Origin of the sequence: Kitasatospora sp. MAA19, assembly GCF_029894125.1 — a bacterium.
Classification (GTDB): Bacteria; Actinomycetota; Actinomycetes; order Streptomycetales; family Streptomycetaceae; genus Kitasatospora.
The window spans coordinates 39,508-54,404 of record NZ_JARXYZ010000023.1 but is presented as its reverse complement, the minus strand read 5'-3'; the positions used below and the strand labels follow the sequence as shown (position 1 = coordinate 54,404).

Sequence of the window (14,897 nt, the reverse complement as noted above, 5' to 3'; positions counted from 1 at the left end):
CCCTCTTGTCCACCCTCCGTGGGCGAGCGCCCGGTGCCCGGCAGATGACCGGGAGGCAACGGGTGGTCCCATTCAGCAGTTGCACATCTGCGCTCCGCCGCGCCGCAACATAAACGCCAACCGGCTCGGAGAGACATACGGAGACCGGTTCGCGTGCATGCTCAACGCCCGCGGGCCGGGCCGGTGCCCTGGCGATCCTGGGCACCGCCGATCGTGCTGCCCTGGAGGGTCCGCCATGACCACCGTCCCCACGTACGCTCCGACCGCAGTCGCCCCCACCCACGATGTCCCGACCGTTCCCGCCCCCCGCCAGCAGCAGACCCCGGCCGCCGGGTACACCGTCTCGCTCGCCCGCGACGGCGACGACGTGCGCGCCGCCCAGCGGCTGCGCCACCAGGTGTTCGCCACCGAGCTCGGCGCCGTCCTGCGCAGCCCGGTCGCCGGTCTGGACGTCGACCCCTTCGACGAGTACTGCGACCACCTCCTGGTCCGCGAGGGCGAGCACGGCGCCGTCGTCGGCACCTACCGGCTGCTGCGTCCCGAAGCCGCCCGACGGGCCGGCCGGCTCTACTCCGACGGCGAGTTCGAGCTCTCCGCCCTCGCCCCCGTCCGCCCGGGCCTGGTCGAACTCGGCCGCTCCTGCATCCACCCCGACCACCGGGGCAACGGCGCCGTCATCAACCTGATGTGGGGCGGCATCGCCCGCTACCTCGCCGACACCGGCAACACCTGGGTCGGCGGCTGCTGCTCGATCGCCCTGGACGACGGCGGCGCCACCGCGGCCCGGGTCTGGGACACCGTCAGCGCCAAGTACCTGGCCCCCGAGCGGTACCGGGTCACCCCGCGCCGCCGCTGGGACGCCACCGGGGTACCGCGCGCCGAGCGGGGCGCGCTGCCCGCCCTGCTCCGCGGCTACCTGCGGCTCGGCGCCTGGGTCTGCGGCGAGCCCGCGTACGACCCGGACTTCGACTGCGTCGACCTGTACGTGCTGCTGTCGCTGGAGCGCACCGACCCGCGCTACCTGCGGCACTTCCTGTCCGGACTGCCCGCCCAACCCCTCGGCGCCACCTCATGAGCGTCTGGCTGCCGACGGCCCCCTGCCGGCCCGAGACCTGCCTGGCCGACCCGGCGCCCGCCGTCTCGCACCCCCGACGGGCGCTGCGGCTGGCGGCCTGCCTGGCGGCCGTGGTGGCGGGCGTGCTGCTCAGCCTGCCGCTCCGCCTCCTCCCGTACGGCACCCGGGAGCAGCTGATCCGGCTCTGGGCGCGCGTCCTGCTGCGCGCCCTCGGGGTCACCGTCCACCTCGGAACGCCCGGCGGCGGGGTCGGCGGCGGGACGCTCGTGGTGGCCAACCACGTGTCCTGGCTGGACATCCCGCTGATCGCGGCGGGCCGCCCGGGCCGCTCGCTGGCCAAGACCGAGGTCCGGCACTGGCCGGTGGTCGGGCCGCTGATCGCCTGGGGCGGCACCGTGTTCCTGGACCGCGACCGGCTGCGCGCGCTGCCGGGCACCGTGGCGGCGGTGGCCGAGGTGCTGCGCGCCGGCCACCCGGTGATCGTCTTCCCGGAGGGGTCGACCTGGTGCGGGCGGGAGAGCGGCCGGTTCCGGCCCGCGCTGTTCCAGGCCGCGGTGGAGGCGGGTGCCTTCGTCCAGCCGGTGACGATCCGTTACCGACTGTCGGACGGTCGCCCGACGAGTGTGCCCGCCTTCGTCGGCGACGACGGGCTGCTCACCTCGCTCGCCCGGGTGGTCGCGGTGCGCGGGCTGGTCGCCGAGGTGACGTTCCTGCCACCGATTCCGCCGCCCGCGCCGCAGGCCACCCGGGCGGGGGCGCGGCGGGAACTGGCCCGCACGGCGCAGGCGGCGGTCGAGGGCATCCGCTGACGCGCTGTCACCGGGCTCACCGGGCAAACAAGGCGCACCGGGTCAGGCCGGCCGGGCCTCGGCCAGCGGCTCGGGCTCCTGGCTCGACTCCGGGTCCTGGCTCACCTCCGGATGCGCGTTCGTCTCAGGGAGCTCGGTGCCGCCGAGCCCGACCGGGCGGGCCCGGCCCAGCAGGACGGCGACCACGACGGCGGTGACGGCGAGCGCGGCCGCACCGCAGCGCGTCGCGAGGTGGATGCCGTCGATGAAGGCGCCGTCGACCGCCTCCCGGACCGGGCCGGGCAGCACGGCGGCCGCACCGCCACCGCCGTGCCCCGCCCCGGCGGGCGCGTCCGCGATCGGGCCGACGGCGCCCGGTGACACGCCGAGCCGGTGCAGGGCGGCGGTCAGGGTGCCGGTCATCCGGTTCGTCAGCACGGCGCCGAGGACCGCGATCCCGAGAACACCGCCCAGTTCGCGCAGGGTGTTGATGGTCGCCGAGGCCATCCCGGTCTGCGCCGGGGCGACCCGCTGGAGCACCGCGATCGACATCGGGGTGAAGGTCATCCCCATCCCGAGGCCCATCGCGAACAGGGTCCACAGGTATTCGACGTAGTGGGCGTGCTCGCCGTAGAGGGACAGCCCGCCGAGGCCCGCCGCGCACAGGGCGAGGCCGAGCACCAACGGAAGCCGGGGGCCGTACCGCGAGGTCAGCCGGCCGGAGAGCGGGGCGGCGATGACGATCATCCCGGTCATCGGCAGCCCGCCGTAGCCGGCGTCGGACGGGGACCAGCCGAGCGGGCCCTGCATCAGCAGCGGCAGGAAGAACAGCGCGCCGAAGATCCCGAAGCTGACCATGAAGCCACTGAGCAGCGCGCCCCCGAGGGCGCCGTCGCGGAACAGCCTCAGCTCCAGCATCGGTTCGGCGAGGCGCAGTTCGAGCACCAGGAAGGCGGCCAGCAGCGCGATCGCCGCGACGCCGCAGAGCAGCACCCGGGTGTCCGTCCAGCCGCGGGACGGCCCCTCGATCAGCGTGTAGACCAGCAGGCCGAGACCCGCGGCGGAGAGGGTGAGGCCGCCGAGGTCGATCCGCCGGGCGCGCGGCGGGATGTCCGGGAGGACGCGGGCGGCGAGCACCAGGCCGGCCACGCCGATCGGCACGTTGATCCAGAACACGCTGGCCCAGCCGAGATGTTCGACCATCGGCCCGCCGACCACCGGGCCGATGGACAGCCCCAGCGCGGAGACCCCGGACCACAGGCCGATGGCCTTGGCGCGCTCGCGCTCGTCGGTGAAGACGTGGCGCAGCAGGGCGAGGCTGCCCGGGGTGAGCAGTGCGGCCCCGACGCCCTGGAGCATCCGGGCGCCGACCAGCAGGCCGATCGTGCCGGCGAGCGCGGCCAGCGCGGAGCCGACCGTGAACAGCGCGAGGCCGAGCCGGAACATCCGGGTGCGGCCGTGGCGGTCGCCGAGCGCACCACCGGTCAGCACGAGCGCGGCGTAGACGAGGCTGTAGCCCTCGGCGACCCATTGGAGGCCGCTGATCCCGGTGTCCAGGTCCTGCCCGATGCGGGGCAGGGCGTTGTTGACGATGACGTTGTCCAGCATGGACATGAACATGGTGACGCAGAGAGTCAGTAGCGCGAGCCGTTTGCGCCGGGCGCTCGACTCCTGCATGGGGAACCCTCCCGATCCGTGGCCCCTAACAGCGTTAGGGAGTGATGCGGCACGCGCAGAGTGCCCCTAACGGTGTTAGATTGCAAGCGGGATCCGCGAGACCACGGGAGGCGTCCGCACAGCCATGCCGGAGAACGACGACACGACACCTCCGCTGACCAGGGAGGCACTGACCCAGGCCGCGCTGCGGGTCCTGGAACGGGACGGCCTCGCCGGGCTGTCGATGCGCAAGGTCGCCGCCGAGGTCGGCGTCAAGGCGGCCTCGCTGTACTGGCACGTCCGCAACAAACAGGAACTGCTGGACCTGCTCACCGACGCGGTGATGGCCTCGGCCGAACCCCCGCCGCGCGAGGGCGGCTGGCGCGAGCAGTTCCACGCCTACTGCTCGCGCTACCGCCGGCTGCTGCTCGACAACCGCGACGCCGCCAAGGTCGTCTCGGGCCGTCTCGCCCCCGGGCCCCACCTGCTCGCCGTGATGGAGGACCAACTCGACCGCCTCCGCGCGGCCGGCTTCTCCGACGCCGACGCCGCCATGGCCACCTACCTGCTGGGCGCCTTCGTCCAGGGATTCGTCCTCCAGGAGCAGTCGCCGATCTCGGCCGCCGAAGTCCTCGGCACCAGCCGCCGGGACATCGCCGACGCCGCCGGCGACCGCTTCCGCTCCCTGCCGGCGGACACCTTCCCCAACCTCGTCGCCCTGGCCGGCGACCTCACCGAACCCGACATGGACGCCCGCTTCGAGTTCTGCGTGCAGCGCATCCTCGACGGGCTCGCGGCCCTGCTGCCGGTCGACCGGCGGTGACCCGACCCGTGGCACGTACGACGGCCGGCCGCCTTCCGCGTCGGGCGGGCCGAGTCCGGGGGCTCCGATAATCTGCGGCCCGGCCTCCGAGCACCGGCTAGGGTCGTCGTGACCGGCCCTGGTCCCACCGGGCGATCCGACCGCACGTCCACGGAGGAGTTCCGCGATGCCCGAGCTGTACCCCCACTACGAGCCGTACGCCCAAGGCCTGCTGGACGTCGGCGACGGGCAGCGGATCCACTGGAACGCCTCCGGCAACCCGGCGGGCAAACCCGCCGCTGTCGTGCACGGCGGGCCCGGGTCCGGCCACCGGCCGGGCGCCCGCCGGTACTTCGACCCCGAGCGGTACCAGGTGGTCCAGTTCGACCAGCGCGGCTGCGGGCAGAGCCTGCCGCACGCCGCCGACCCGACGACCGGGCTGGAGCACAACACCACCGACCGGCTGATCGCGGACATGGAGCGGCTGCGCGAACACCTCGGCATCGAGAAGTGGCTGCTGTACGGCGGCTCCTGGGGCTCCACGCTGATCCTCGCCTACGCCCAGGCCCACCCCGAGCGGGTCTCCGGGATCGTGATCTGCGGGGTCACCACGACCCGCCCCGAGGAGACCGACTGGCTCTACCGGGGCGTCGCCCGCTTCCTGCCCGGCCCGTGGGAGGAGTTCCGGGACTTCCTGCCGGCCGCCGACCGGGACGGCGACCTGGTGGCCGCCTACAGCCGACTGCTCAACAGCCCGGACGAGACCGTCCGGCGGGCCGCCGCGAACGCCTGGGCCCGCTGGGAGGACGCCGTCATCGCGCACGAGGTGCTGGGCAAGCCGAACGCGTACAGCGACCGCCCCGCCGACGCGCTGATGGCGTTCACCCGGATCACCGCGCACTACTTCGCGCACCGCGCCTTCCTGGCGGACGACCAACTGCTGCGCGATGCCGGGCGACTGGCCGGCATCCCGGGCGAACTGATCCACGGCCGGCTGGACCTCGGCTCGCCACTCGACACCGCATGGCGGCTGGCCCGGGCCTGGCCGGAGGCCCGACTGACCGTCATCGACGAGTCCGGGCACACCGGGAGCCCGACGATGACGGAGGCGGTCCTCGCGGCGATCGAGCGGTTCGCCTGAGCGACGCGTCCGCGAGGTGCGCCCGCGAGGTGCGCCCGCGCGGTGTGTCTGAGCGGTGTGTCTGAGCGGTGTGTCTGAGCGGTTCGCCTGAGGGACCGGCTCCGGGGGCGGACGGCCGATTCGCACGAACGGCCTACGCCTACGATACGAGGCATGATCGTCTATGCCCCAGCCGCCCTGTTCTTCCTGTTGTTCGGAATAGGGGTACTACGGGACCGCCGCCAGTTCAGCAACGCCGTCCTGCTCGGCATCTCCGTCTCCCTGCTGGCCCTCGCCCTGCTCGCCGAACTCCGCAAGGCGCCCACGCTGGTGGCGGAGCTCGTGGCGGTCGCGATCATCCTGCTGCCGGCCGTGGGCACGATGGCCCTGGTCTGGTTCCTGATCTCCAACGGCCTGACCATGATCCGAAAGGAGGGCAGACGGCCCGCCAACCTGCTGTCGCTGCTCGCCGGACTGGGCATTCTCGCCGTCATCGCGCTGCTGTTCGTCGCCCTGGCCACCCGCTCGCGCCAACTCGGCATCCTCGCGGGCACCGCCGTCCTGGTGGTCGGTTACATCTCCTTCCTGTTCGTCTGCTTCGTCGGCTACGCGTTCCTGTACGGCCGCCACCGGCCCCGCCGGGACGTGGACTTCGTGGTCGTCCTCGGCTCCGGGTTGATCGGCGGCGAGCGCGTCCCGCCGCTGCTCGCCAGCCGGCTCGACCGGGGCCGGGAGGTGTACGACCGGCAGGCCGCCCGCGGCAACCCGCCGATGCTGATCACCTCGGGCGGCCAGGGCCCCGACGAGAAGCTGCCGGAGTCCCACGCGATGGCCGACTACCTGACCGGGCGCGGCTTCCCGGCCGAACACATCGAGCGCGAGGACCGCTCGCGCACCACCGAGGAGAACCTGCTCTTCAGCAAGGCCATCATGGAGCAGGCCAAGCCCGACTACCGCTGCGTCGTGGTCACCAACAACTTCCACGCCTTCCGGGCGGCGCTCACCGCCCGCCGGACCGGCGTCAACGGGCACGTGTTCGGCTCCCCGACCGCCGCCTACTACTGGCCGAGCGCAACGATCCGCGAGTTCACCGCCGTGTTCCTCTCGCACAAGCTGATCAACTTCGGGATCTGCGGCCTCCTCGCGCTCTGCGGCCTGCTCGCGGCCCTCTGACCCCCGCCGGCCCCGGCACTTCGAGCACGCCCCGGTCGCCACTGCGGCCGGGGTCCGCTCGTTCACGGTCAGAGTTCCCCGGCAGGGCCGCACCAAGGCCCGCGCCAAGGCCGCTGCTTGGGCCGCCGGTCAGGCCGCCGGGCGGGGCGCCAGGATCGCGCAGGTGGTGGTGGCGTGCGCGTAGAGCTTGCCGTTCTCCACCCCTACCACCCTGGCCTCGGCCGTCGCCATCGTCCGCCCGAGGTGCAGCACCAGGCCCTCGCAACGCAGCAGCCCCGAGTCGGCGAACAGCGGGCGCAGCATGTGGACGTTCAACTGCGTGGTGGTGTAACCGATCCCGGCGGGCAGCCAGCTCAGCACGGCACAGCCGAGCGCCGAGTCGGCCGGCACGGCGCTCCGCAGTACCGGGCCATGGCGGTCCGAGCCATGGCGGGACGGTGGACCGCGGGTGACCGCCACATGGCACCTGGGCGTGGCGCGCGCCACGCTGCTCGGCAGCCGCCCCCACTCCTCCCCCACCCAGGAGCTCCCATGCCCCTCCGCCCTGCCGTCGCCGCGCTGCTGACGGCGGCTGCCCTCACGATCGGCACCGCCACGCCCACCCCGGCGGTGGCCGACACCGCGAGCGGGACCTTCCAGCAGGTCGCCGGGTTCGGCGCCAACCCGGGCAACCTCGCGATGTACTCCTACACCCCCGCCGGACTGCCTGCCGGCGCGCCGCTGGTGGTCGCGCTGCACGGCTGCCTGCAGAGCGCCAACGACTACTACCGCAACTCCGGTTGGACCACCTTCGCCGACCGGTACGGCTTCGCGGTGGTCTTCCCCCAGACCAGCAGTGCCAACAACAGCCTCTCCTGCTTCAGCTGGTTCGACGCGGCCAAGGACGCCCGGGGCGCCGGCGAGGCGGAGTCGGTGGTCGAGATGGTCGCCAAGGCCAAGGCCCTGTACGGCTCGGACGGCCACCGGGTGTTCGTCACCGGGCTGTCGGCCGGCGGCGGGATGGCGGCCGACCTGCTGGCCGACTACCCGGACGTGTTCGCCGGCGGGGCGATCGACTCCGGCCTCCCGGCCCACTGCGCCACCACCCAGGGCGCCGCCTCCGGCTGCCAGAACGCCGATCAGGGGCTCACTCCGGCGCAGTGGGGCGACAAGGTCCGGGCCGCGTACCCGGGTTACGCCGGACCCTGGCCCCGGGTGGCGATCTGGCAGGGCAGCGCGGACACCGTGGTCGAGCCGGTGAACGCGACGGAGCTGCGCGACCAGTGGACGAACGTCCAGGGCGTCGGCCAGCGCCCGACCGGTACCCGGACCCTGCCGGGCGGCACCACCGAGGAGGACTACGCCGACGCAGGCGGGCAGCCCGTCGTGGCGCTGTTCACCGTCTCCGGGATGGGCCACGGGCTGGCGGTCAACCCCGGCACCGGGACCGACCAGTGCGGGGCCACCGGCAGCTACTTCCTCAACACGATCTGCTCCAGCTACTACACCGCGCTGTTCTGGGGCCTGGACAGCGGGACCGGGCCCACCACCCCCGGTCTGCCCGCCCCGGCCGGACTGACCGCGGCCCCGGTCGACCAGGGCTCGATCGCGCTCTCCTGGCAGGCCGTCAGCGGCGCCACCTCGTACCGGGTCTACCGGGACGGCGCCCTGGCCGGCAGCCCGACCGGCGCGACCTTCACCGACACCGGGCTCGCCTCCGGCACCGCGTACGGCTACACCGTGGCGGCGGTCGACACGACGGGCACGGTGGGCGCCCGGTCGGCAGCGGTGACGGCGACCACCGGCGGCAGCACTCCGCAGTGCTTCACCGACAGCAACTACAACCAGGTCCGGGCCGGTCGGGCCACCCAGAGCGGCGGCCTGACCTACGCCTTCGGCTCGGGCCAGGGCATGGGGCTCTGGAACACCTTCGTGACCCACACCCTGAAGCAGACCGGACCGGGCTACTTCGTGCTCGCCGACGGCCAGTGCTGAGCCGACGGAGGCCCACCTACGGTTCATTCGTCCTCCTCTCCTGAGCGCAGCCCCGCGAACAGGTCGGTCTCGGGCCACTCGCCCGCACCCGGCACCAGGCTCCGGGCGAGGTGGTAGTCCTCGGTCGGCCAGACCTCGCGCTCGATGTCCCTCGGGTGGGCCATGAACGCGACGCCGGGCTCGACCTGGGTGGCGTGCGCCAGCATCGCCGCGTCCCGTACGGCGAACTGTTCGGCGCACGCCACCCGGGTGGTGGCGGCGAGGGCGGGCCGGGTGTCCGGCCAGTCCGCGAGCAGCTCGCCCATGCCCGAGGCGACGCCCCGCTCCGTCATCGCGTCGTGCAGGGTCTGGAACCAGGCCCGGGAGAGCGCCAGGTGGTAGTAGAGCTTCGCCACCGGCCAGGGCTCCCCCGCCTCGGGGTGGCGGTCCGGGTCGGCCGCGGCCTCGACGGCCTCGACCGTGACCTGGTGGGTCATCACATGGTCCGGGTGCGGGTACCCGCCGGTCTCGTCGTAGGTGACCACCACCTGCGGGCGGAACTGCCGGATCAGGGCGACCAGCGGCGCCGCGGCGACCGCCACCGGCTGGGCGGCGAAGCAGCCCTCCGGCAACGGCTCCTCCGGACCCGGCATGCCGGAGTCGACGAAGCCGAGGAACTGCTGGCGCACGCCCAGGATGTCCCGGGCCGCTGCCATCTCCTCGCGCCGGATCCGGGTGAGGTCCGCCCGCACCTCGGGCCGGTCCAGCGCCGGGTTGAGTACCGAGCCGCGCTCGCCGCCGGTGCAGGTGGCGACCAGGACGTCCACCCCTTCGGCCGCGTACCGGGCCAGCGTGGCCGCGCCCTTGCTGGATTCGTCGTCGGGGTGGGCGTGGACGCTGAGCAGGCGGAGTCCGCCGGGGTGCTGGGTGACCATGGTTCCTCCGTGGATGGTGGTCGGTTGATGACCGATCGGTGATGGCTGCTGGTCAGACGGGCTTACGGGAGCCCGGGTAGAGCAGGGCCGGTGCGATGGCGAGCGCGGACAGGGCGAGCACCCACCAGAACGTCTCCCCGAAGGCCGCGCCGGCCGAGCCGCCTGCACCGATCGTGGTGTCCAGCAGGGCGAGCACCGGCCCCAGCGCGAGCACCGCGCCCATCTTGAGCAGGCCCGACGGCAGCGGCTCCGCCAGGCCCGCCCCGGCCGCCGCCCCAGCCGCCCGAGCCGTCGTCACTCTGCGCTTTCCGGTGACCGATGTGGTCATGCGCCCTCCGCCTGGTCGCCCCTTCGGCGGCCGCTCCGACCGCCCGGAAGAAACTTAGGACGAACCCAGAGATTAGGTCAAGCCTATTTTCTGTGACCGACCCAGCGAACTGCGCTACGCTGCCCCCATGACGGAAACCGGGGCTACTCCGAACCTGCGCGAGCTCAACAAGCGCCGCACCCGCGAGGCGATCTCGCACGCCGCGACCGGGCTCTTCATCGAGCAGGGCTTCGACCGCACCACCATCGCCGAGGTCGCGGCCGCCGCCGGGGTCGCCAAGATGACCGTCACCAACCACTTCCCGCGCAAGGAGGACCTCCTCCTCGACCTGCACGAGGAGATCGTCGGCAGACTCGCCCGGGCGGTCACCGGGCGCGCGGCCGGCGAATCCGCCCTCACCGCGCTCCGCCGTGACTGCCTGGCCGGCCTCGACCGGCACGACCCGCGGCTCGGGTTCTCCGGCCAGGCCTTCGCCCGCACCATCGCCGACAGCCCCGCCCTGGTCGCCCGGCTGCGCGAACTGCACGAGCAGAGCGAGACCGCCCTCGCCGAGGCCCTCGCCGAGGCCGGCGCCGAGGCCGGCGCAGAGGCCCGCGCATCGGTCGCCACCTCGACCGGCTCCGAGGCCGACCTGCCCGCCGACCTGGCCACCGACCTGCCGCTCGACCTACCGTCCCGCCCGCCGCTCGACCCGCCGGTCGACTTCGAGAGCCGGGTGGCCGCCGGGCTGCTCGCCGCCGTCGACCGTGCGGTGTTCACCGAGGTGTTCCGCCGCCTCCTGGCCGGCGAGGAGACCACCGCCATCACGGCGGTGGTCCGACCCTCGGCCGTCCGGGCCTTCGACCGACTGGAGGGCGCCCTGGGCACCTACGCCGTCCGGACAAGCCCCTGACCTGCGGCGGGAAACACCCCGCCCATGGGCAGCACTTGACGAAAGGTTGACCTGCTCACGGCAGAAGGTTGACGGCCGCCGCCCCTATCGTCGGCCCATGCCCTCACAGCCCATCAGGTCCACCGCCCTGCCGGTCCTGCCCTACCGCAAACCCACCCGTGGCCGGGACTTCTGGGTCCTGGACAACGTCCTCCCCGACCCGGACGCCGTCCGCGAGCGCTGCCTGGCCCGCGGCGACTGGACCGAGGGCTACCCGTACCGTCCCGAGGCCTGGCCCGGCCTGCGCACCATGCCCGGCCTGGAGCCCGACGAGCTGACCCGCGTCGAGGCCCTGGTCCGCAAGGCGACCGGCGCCTCCCGGCTCTGGGTCCAGAGCACCCCGGGCGGTGGCACGCTGAACCACAACTGCGTCCAGGTCGTCGGCGCCGGTGAGTCGGAGTCCCGCCCGCACACCGACTCCCGCGCCCTCTGCCGCTACGCCGCCGTGCTCTACCTCAGCCCGGGCGCGCCGAAGGACGCCGGCACCAGCTTCTACCGCCAGCAGTTCCCCGGCGGACGCCTCGGCGGCAACCTGGTCAACGCGCCGCACAACAACCTGGTCGAGGCGCTCGGCACCCGGCACGTGCCCGCCGACCACTTCACCGAGGACGTCCGTGTCCCCAACCGCTACAACCAGCTGCTGCTCTACCACGCCAACCTCATCCACAGCGCGACGACCTACTACGGCGCCGAGCTGCCGGAGCGGCGGATGACGGCCGTCTTCTTCTGGATGGCCTGACAGGCCGCCGCCGCGGACGGGCCGGGACGGCCTCTTGGCGCCGCCCCGCCCGCGCCGTCGACAGTGGAAGGGACGGACCGCGCCCCTGCGGTCGCACCGGAGATCACCTGCGCCGCCCTGGGCATCAGCCCGGCCGACTGCCTCCTCATCGACGACCACGCGCCCAACGTCGAAGGCGAGCAGGCGCGAGTCGTCGGCGCTGGCGGTGGTGCGGGACGTGCGCGAGTCCCGGGATCCGGTCTCGGTGGAGGAGCTGGAGCGGTTCGAGACGGACGTGCTGGCCGGTTTCGTGTTGGCGCGGGCCTCGGCGGGGCTGACGGACGGCACCATCCGCGCGGGGACGTCGGGCACCTGGGCCGGTTCGGCAAGCTCCACGTCCGCCTGGGCAAGGGCGCCCGCGGCTCGGGGCCGCGCGAGCGGATGGTGCCGCTGATCAACGGCGCGGACCGGACGCTGCAGTGGTTCATCAAGGACGTCCGGGGCCAGTTCGACGACGACCACACCCGCCCGGCGCCCCGCTGCATCGCGGGAAATTCCGGTGCATCGATGAACTGCCAGCCCCTAGCATGCGTGGGTGAACCTTTCCCATCTCGGCGCGCCGATCAGGCCGATGATCCGCGTCCACGGCGGGTTCGCCAACCGGATGTACCGGCTCGACACCGACCAAGGGTCGTTCGCGGTGAAGGAGTTGAACCTCGTCGACCGCCGCTGGACCTACCACGTCGAGGACGTGTTCAGGTTCGAGCGGGCGGCCTTCGCCACCGGCATCCCGATGCCGGAGCCGATCTCGGCCAGCCACCACACGCTCGTCCACCGATGGGTCGAGGGAGAAACGGTGCCCGAAGCACCGGTGTCGGCGGCGTACGCGTTCGATATCGGTGAGATCCTCGCGCGCATCCACGCGCTCGACGTCGCGTGGACCCACGTGTCGATCGAGGATCCGACGGCACGGGACTGGCCCGAGCTCGCCGCGCGGGCGGCGGCGACCGGACAGCCGTGGGCCGACGAACTCGCCTCCCACGTCGAGACGTTCCTCGCGATTGCCCACTTCGTCGACACCTGCGAACGGCCAGGCCCCGTCGTGCTGACCCATCAGGACATCCACCCGTGGAACCTGCTCGCTCGAGAGGGTCGGCCGGTGGTGCTTGACTGGGAGCTCTCGGGGATGCTCGACCTGGCCAGTGAGCTCGGCTCGACCGCGCTGAGCCTCGCGAAGGGACCTGGCTTCGACGACATCAAACCCGCCATCTTCCGCTCGGTCCTCGACGGTTATGTCGCGGGGGGCGGAGCACTGCCGCCGTCAGGTCCAAGCTGGTTCGTGTTCATGATCGGCGGCTGGCTGGGGCACACGAGGTGGAACATCCTCCGGTGCCTCGCCGGCGTCGAGGCGAGCACCGGCCCTGACCTCGCGCTGTCGCACGAGTCCGTACGCAACGGCGTGCGCGGCCTCCCCGACCTGTTCGGCCGACTTCCGGAGCTCGAGGCGCTGCTCGTGTGACAGCGACCCGCGTCTGTGCCTGGTATGCGGCGTAAGGCGCGCTCCCGATCCCGCTCGGGGCCATCGTCGATGACCTGCACCGACGCGGACGCGCGGACACCCATATCGGACCGGCCAGGACACCGGAGGCGCGAACGTCATCGCGGGCGTCTCCTGGCGTGACGCGCTCGGCCCGGTGTCCGGCAGACAGATCGGGATCTCGTAGGCGGCGGCATACTCCCGGGTGCTCGGCTCGAACCCGATCCTTCCCCCTCTCCCCCGGTGACGCGATTCCGCCGCTCCCGGGCGGCCACCGTTGACCGCCCGCCGCTCCCGGCGGTTGGCTCACCCCGAGCCGGCCGCCGGGGAGTTCGACGCGGCCCGGCAGAACCCAGGGGAGGGACCGGATGACCCGCACACGTTCCGTACCACGACTGCTGCGCGCGGCCGGCGCGCTGGCGGCGGCCGCGCTGGCCGCCGCCACGGTCGCGACGCCCGCCCAGGCGGACGCGCCGCGCGGCCGCACCGAGCGGGTGTCCGTCGGGCTCGGCCAGGCGCAGCCCGACGGACACTCGCAGGGCGCCGGTCTGAGCGCCGACGGCCGCTTCGCCGTCCTCACCTCGGAGGCCGCCAACCTGGTGCCCGGCGACACCAACGGCAAGTCCGACGTCTTCGTCCGCGACCTGTGGACCGGCCGGACCGAACGGGTCAACACCGGTCCGAACGGCGCCCAGGCGGCCGACGGCTCCTACGACGCCGCGATCAGCGGCAACGGCCGCTACGTGGCGTTCAGTTCCTACGCCACCAACCTCACCCCCGGCGCGAACCTCGGCTTCGAGGACGTCTACGTCCACGACCGCTGGACCGGGACCACCGAGCTGGTGTCCACCGGCCACGACCCGGCCCGGACGCAGGCGGGCCGGCAGTCCGGCCATCCGTCGCTCAGCTGGGACGGCCGGTACGTCGCCTACCAGTCCAACCGCTCCGACCTGGCCCCCGGCACGGTCACCTGGACGGGTGGCAACATCTACGTCACCGACCGCTGGACCGGCGAGACCCGGGTGGCCAGCATCGGCGCGGACGGCACCGAGGCGAACGCCTCCTCCGCCTCGCCGGTGATCAGCGCCGACGGCGGCTCGGTCGGCTTCATCTCCAAGGCCACCAACATCATCGGCAGCGACAAGCCGGGCGCCCTCGCCGCCAAGGCAGCCGCCGAGCTCGACGGCGTCTCCGACGAGGAGTTCGTCCGCGACTCCTTCCGGCACGACGAACAGCCGTCGATCCTCAAACCCCGCTTCTACCCCTTCTACGTCCGCGACCTGCGCGCCGGGGAGACCGTCCTGGCCAGCACCGACGGAGCCGGTGGCTACCGCGGGGCGGCCTCCCCCGCGCTCAGCGCCGACGGCCGGTACGCCGTCTACTCCGCCCTGGTCTCGCACGGCGACGGCCCCTGGGCGCACCACTTCGAGGTCTACGTCCGCGATCTGGCGGCGGGCACCGAGACCCTGGTCAGCGTCGGGCTCCCCGGGACCACGACCACCGGCGACTCCTACGACGGGCAGATCACCGCCGACGCCCGCTGGGTCTACTTCAGCTCCACCGCCGAGAACCTGGTGCCCGGGGACACCAACAACGCCCAGGACGTCTTCCGGCGCGACCTGTGGACCGGCCGCACCGAGCGGGTCAGCGTGGCGCCGGACGGCTCGCAGACCGCGGGCAGCTCGGACCGGCCGTTCGTCGACGCCCTCGGCACCTCGGTGCTGTTCACCTCCGCGGACGGCACCCTCGTCCCCGGCGACACCAACCACGTCACCGACGTCTTCCTCCGCCACCTGCCGCTACTCTGACCCACGGCCGGCCTGACCCGCGCCCCGGCCGGCTTGACCCGCCCCACACACCCCGCGCCGCGCCCGGTCGGGC

14 protein-coding genes are annotated in these 14,897 nt (G+C 73.3%); 10 read left to right on the top strand and 4 right to left on the bottom strand.

Features of this window, described 5'->3' with window-relative positions:
• The first annotated feature begins 235 nt into the window (after positions 1 to 235).
• Complete coding sequence (locus P3T27_RS28515; RefSeq protein WP_280683558.1) at positions 236 to 1,075, top strand: GNAT family N-acyltransferase; 840 nt, start codon at positions 236 to 238, stop codon at positions 1,073 to 1,075.
• Complete coding sequence (locus P3T27_RS28510) at positions 1,072 to 1,884, top strand: lysophospholipid acyltransferase family protein (RefSeq protein WP_280683556.1); 813 nt, start codon at positions 1,072 to 1,074, stop codon at positions 1,882 to 1,884. Before P3T27_RS28515 ends, P3T27_RS28510 begins: the two co-directional genes overlap by 4 nt.
• A 42-nt stretch (positions 1,885 to 1,926) precedes the next feature.
• On the opposite strand, the gene P3T27_RS28505 is transcribed toward P3T27_RS28510, so the two are convergent.
• Entirely contained in the window at positions 1,927 to 3,540 is a 1,614-nt protein-coding gene (locus tag P3T27_RS28505; RefSeq protein WP_280683554.1) for an MFS transporter, read from the bottom strand.
• Between the two features lie 124 nt (positions 3,541 to 3,664).
• On the opposite strand from P3T27_RS28505, the gene P3T27_RS28500 reads away from it, so the two are divergent.
• The 3 genes from P3T27_RS28500 to P3T27_RS28490 all read left to right on the top strand — a co-directional run bounded on the left by P3T27_RS28500 (position 3,665) and on the right by P3T27_RS28490 (position 6,614).
• Positions 3,665 to 4,342 carry a TetR/AcrR family transcriptional regulator gene (locus tag P3T27_RS28500; protein WP_280683552.1) on the top strand — a complete coding sequence of 226 codons (678 nt, stop codon included), beginning with the start codon at positions 3,665 to 3,667 and terminating at the stop codon, positions 4,340 to 4,342.
• A 166-nt stretch (positions 4,343 to 4,508) separates the two neighbouring features.
• Positions 4,509 to 5,462, top strand: a complete 954-nt coding sequence (gene pip, locus P3T27_RS28495; protein ID WP_280683550.1) for a prolyl aminopeptidase — start codon at positions 4,509 to 4,511, stop codon at positions 5,460 to 5,462.
• A gap of 153 nt (positions 5,463 to 5,615) precedes the next feature.
• A complete protein-coding gene (locus P3T27_RS28490) occupies positions 5,616 to 6,614 on the top strand; it encodes a YdcF family protein (RefSeq protein WP_280683548.1) in 999 nt (332 codons plus the stop codon).
• A 129-nt stretch (positions 6,615 to 6,743) separates the two neighbouring features.
• On the opposite strand, the gene P3T27_RS28485 is transcribed toward P3T27_RS28490, so the two are convergent.
• Positions 6,744 to 7,004, bottom strand: coding sequence for a PaaI family thioesterase (locus P3T27_RS28485; protein WP_348534142.1), 261 nt, complete (start codon positions 7,002 to 7,004; stop codon positions 6,744 to 6,746).
• 141 nt (positions 7,005 to 7,145) lie between these two features.
• On the opposite strand from P3T27_RS28485, the gene P3T27_RS28480 reads away from it, so the two are divergent.
• Positions 7,146 to 8,588 carry a PHB depolymerase family esterase gene (locus P3T27_RS28480; protein ID WP_280683544.1) on the top strand — a complete coding sequence of 481 codons (1,443 nt, stop codon included), beginning with the start codon at positions 7,146 to 7,148 and terminating at the stop codon, positions 8,586 to 8,588.
• 23 nt (positions 8,589 to 8,611) lie between these two features.
• Here the strand turns inward: P3T27_RS28480 and mca are convergent, their stop codons facing one another.
• Positions 8,612 to 9,502 (bottom strand): mycothiol conjugate amidase Mca, encoded by an 891-nt coding sequence (gene mca, locus P3T27_RS28475; RefSeq protein WP_280683542.1) that lies wholly within the window; start codon positions 9,500 to 9,502, stop codon positions 8,612 to 8,614.
• Between the two features lie 52 nt (positions 9,503 to 9,554).
• Positions 9,555 to 9,830, bottom strand: a complete 276-nt coding sequence (locus tag P3T27_RS28470) for a hypothetical protein (protein ID WP_280683540.1) — start codon at positions 9,828 to 9,830, stop codon at positions 9,555 to 9,557.
• Positions 9,831 to 9,957: 127 nt separating this feature from the next.
• Here P3T27_RS28470 and P3T27_RS28465 point away from each other — a divergent pair, with 127 nt between their 5' ends.
• The 4 genes from P3T27_RS28465 to P3T27_RS28450 all read left to right on the top strand — a co-directional run bounded on the left by P3T27_RS28465 (position 9,958) and on the right by P3T27_RS28450 (position 14,824).
• Complete coding sequence (locus tag P3T27_RS28465) at positions 9,958 to 10,722, top strand: TetR/AcrR family transcriptional regulator (protein WP_280683538.1); 765 nt, start codon at positions 9,958 to 9,960, stop codon at positions 10,720 to 10,722.
• Positions 10,723 to 10,819: 97 nt separating this feature from the next.
• Positions 10,820 to 11,500: a DUF6445 family protein gene (locus P3T27_RS28460; RefSeq protein WP_280683536.1), complete on the top strand. Its 681-nt coding sequence runs from the start codon at positions 10,820 to 10,822 to the stop codon at positions 11,498 to 11,500.
• Positions 11,501 to 12,074: 574 nt separating this feature from the next.
• Positions 12,075 to 12,998, top strand: coding sequence for an aminoglycoside phosphotransferase family protein (locus tag P3T27_RS28455; RefSeq protein WP_280683534.1), 924 nt, complete (start codon positions 12,075 to 12,077; stop codon positions 12,996 to 12,998).
• A 386-nt stretch (positions 12,999 to 13,384) separates the two neighbouring features.
• Positions 13,385 to 14,824: a hypothetical protein gene (locus P3T27_RS28450; RefSeq protein ID WP_280683532.1), complete on the top strand. Its 1,440-nt coding sequence runs from the start codon at positions 13,385 to 13,387 to the stop codon at positions 14,822 to 14,824.
• Positions 14,825 to 14,897: the final 73 nt, after the last annotated feature.

Coding starts and splice junctions, on each gene's coding strand:
- P3T27_RS28470 (WP_280683540.1), bottom strand. CDS start 9,830: ATGACCACATCGGTCACCGGAAAGCGCAGAGTGACGACGGCTCGGGCG.
- mca (WP_280683542.1), bottom strand. CDS start 9,502: ATGGTCACCCAGCACCCCGGCGGACTCCGCCTGCTCAGCGTCCACGCC.
- P3T27_RS28450 (WP_280683532.1), top strand. CDS start 13,385: ATGACCCGCACACGTTCCGTACCACGACTGCTGCGCGCGGCCGGCGCG.
- P3T27_RS28460 (WP_280683536.1), top strand. CDS start 10,820: ATGCCCTCACAGCCCATCAGGTCCACCGCCCTGCCGGTCCTGCCCTAC.
- P3T27_RS28465 (WP_280683538.1), top strand. CDS start 9,958: ATGACGGAAACCGGGGCTACTCCGAACCTGCGCGAGCTCAACAAGCGC.
- P3T27_RS28515 (WP_280683558.1), top strand. CDS start 236: ATGACCACCGTCCCCACGTACGCTCCGACCGCAGTCGCCCCCACCCAC.
- pip (WP_280683550.1), top strand. CDS start 4,509: ATGCCCGAGCTGTACCCCCACTACGAGCCGTACGCCCAAGGCCTGCTG.
- P3T27_RS28505 (WP_280683554.1), bottom strand. CDS start 3,540: ATGCAGGAGTCGAGCGCCCGGCGCAAACGGCTCGCGCTACTGACTCTC.
- P3T27_RS28510 (WP_280683556.1), top strand. CDS start 1,072: ATGAGCGTCTGGCTGCCGACGGCCCCCTGCCGGCCCGAGACCTGCCTG.
- P3T27_RS28500 (WP_280683552.1), top strand. CDS start 3,665: ATGCCGGAGAACGACGACACGACACCTCCGCTGACCAGGGAGGCACTG.
- P3T27_RS28490 (WP_280683548.1), top strand. CDS start 5,616: ATGATCGTCTATGCCCCAGCCGCCCTGTTCTTCCTGTTGTTCGGAATA.
- P3T27_RS28480 (WP_280683544.1), top strand. CDS start 7,146: ATGCCCCTCCGCCCTGCCGTCGCCGCGCTGCTGACGGCGGCTGCCCTC.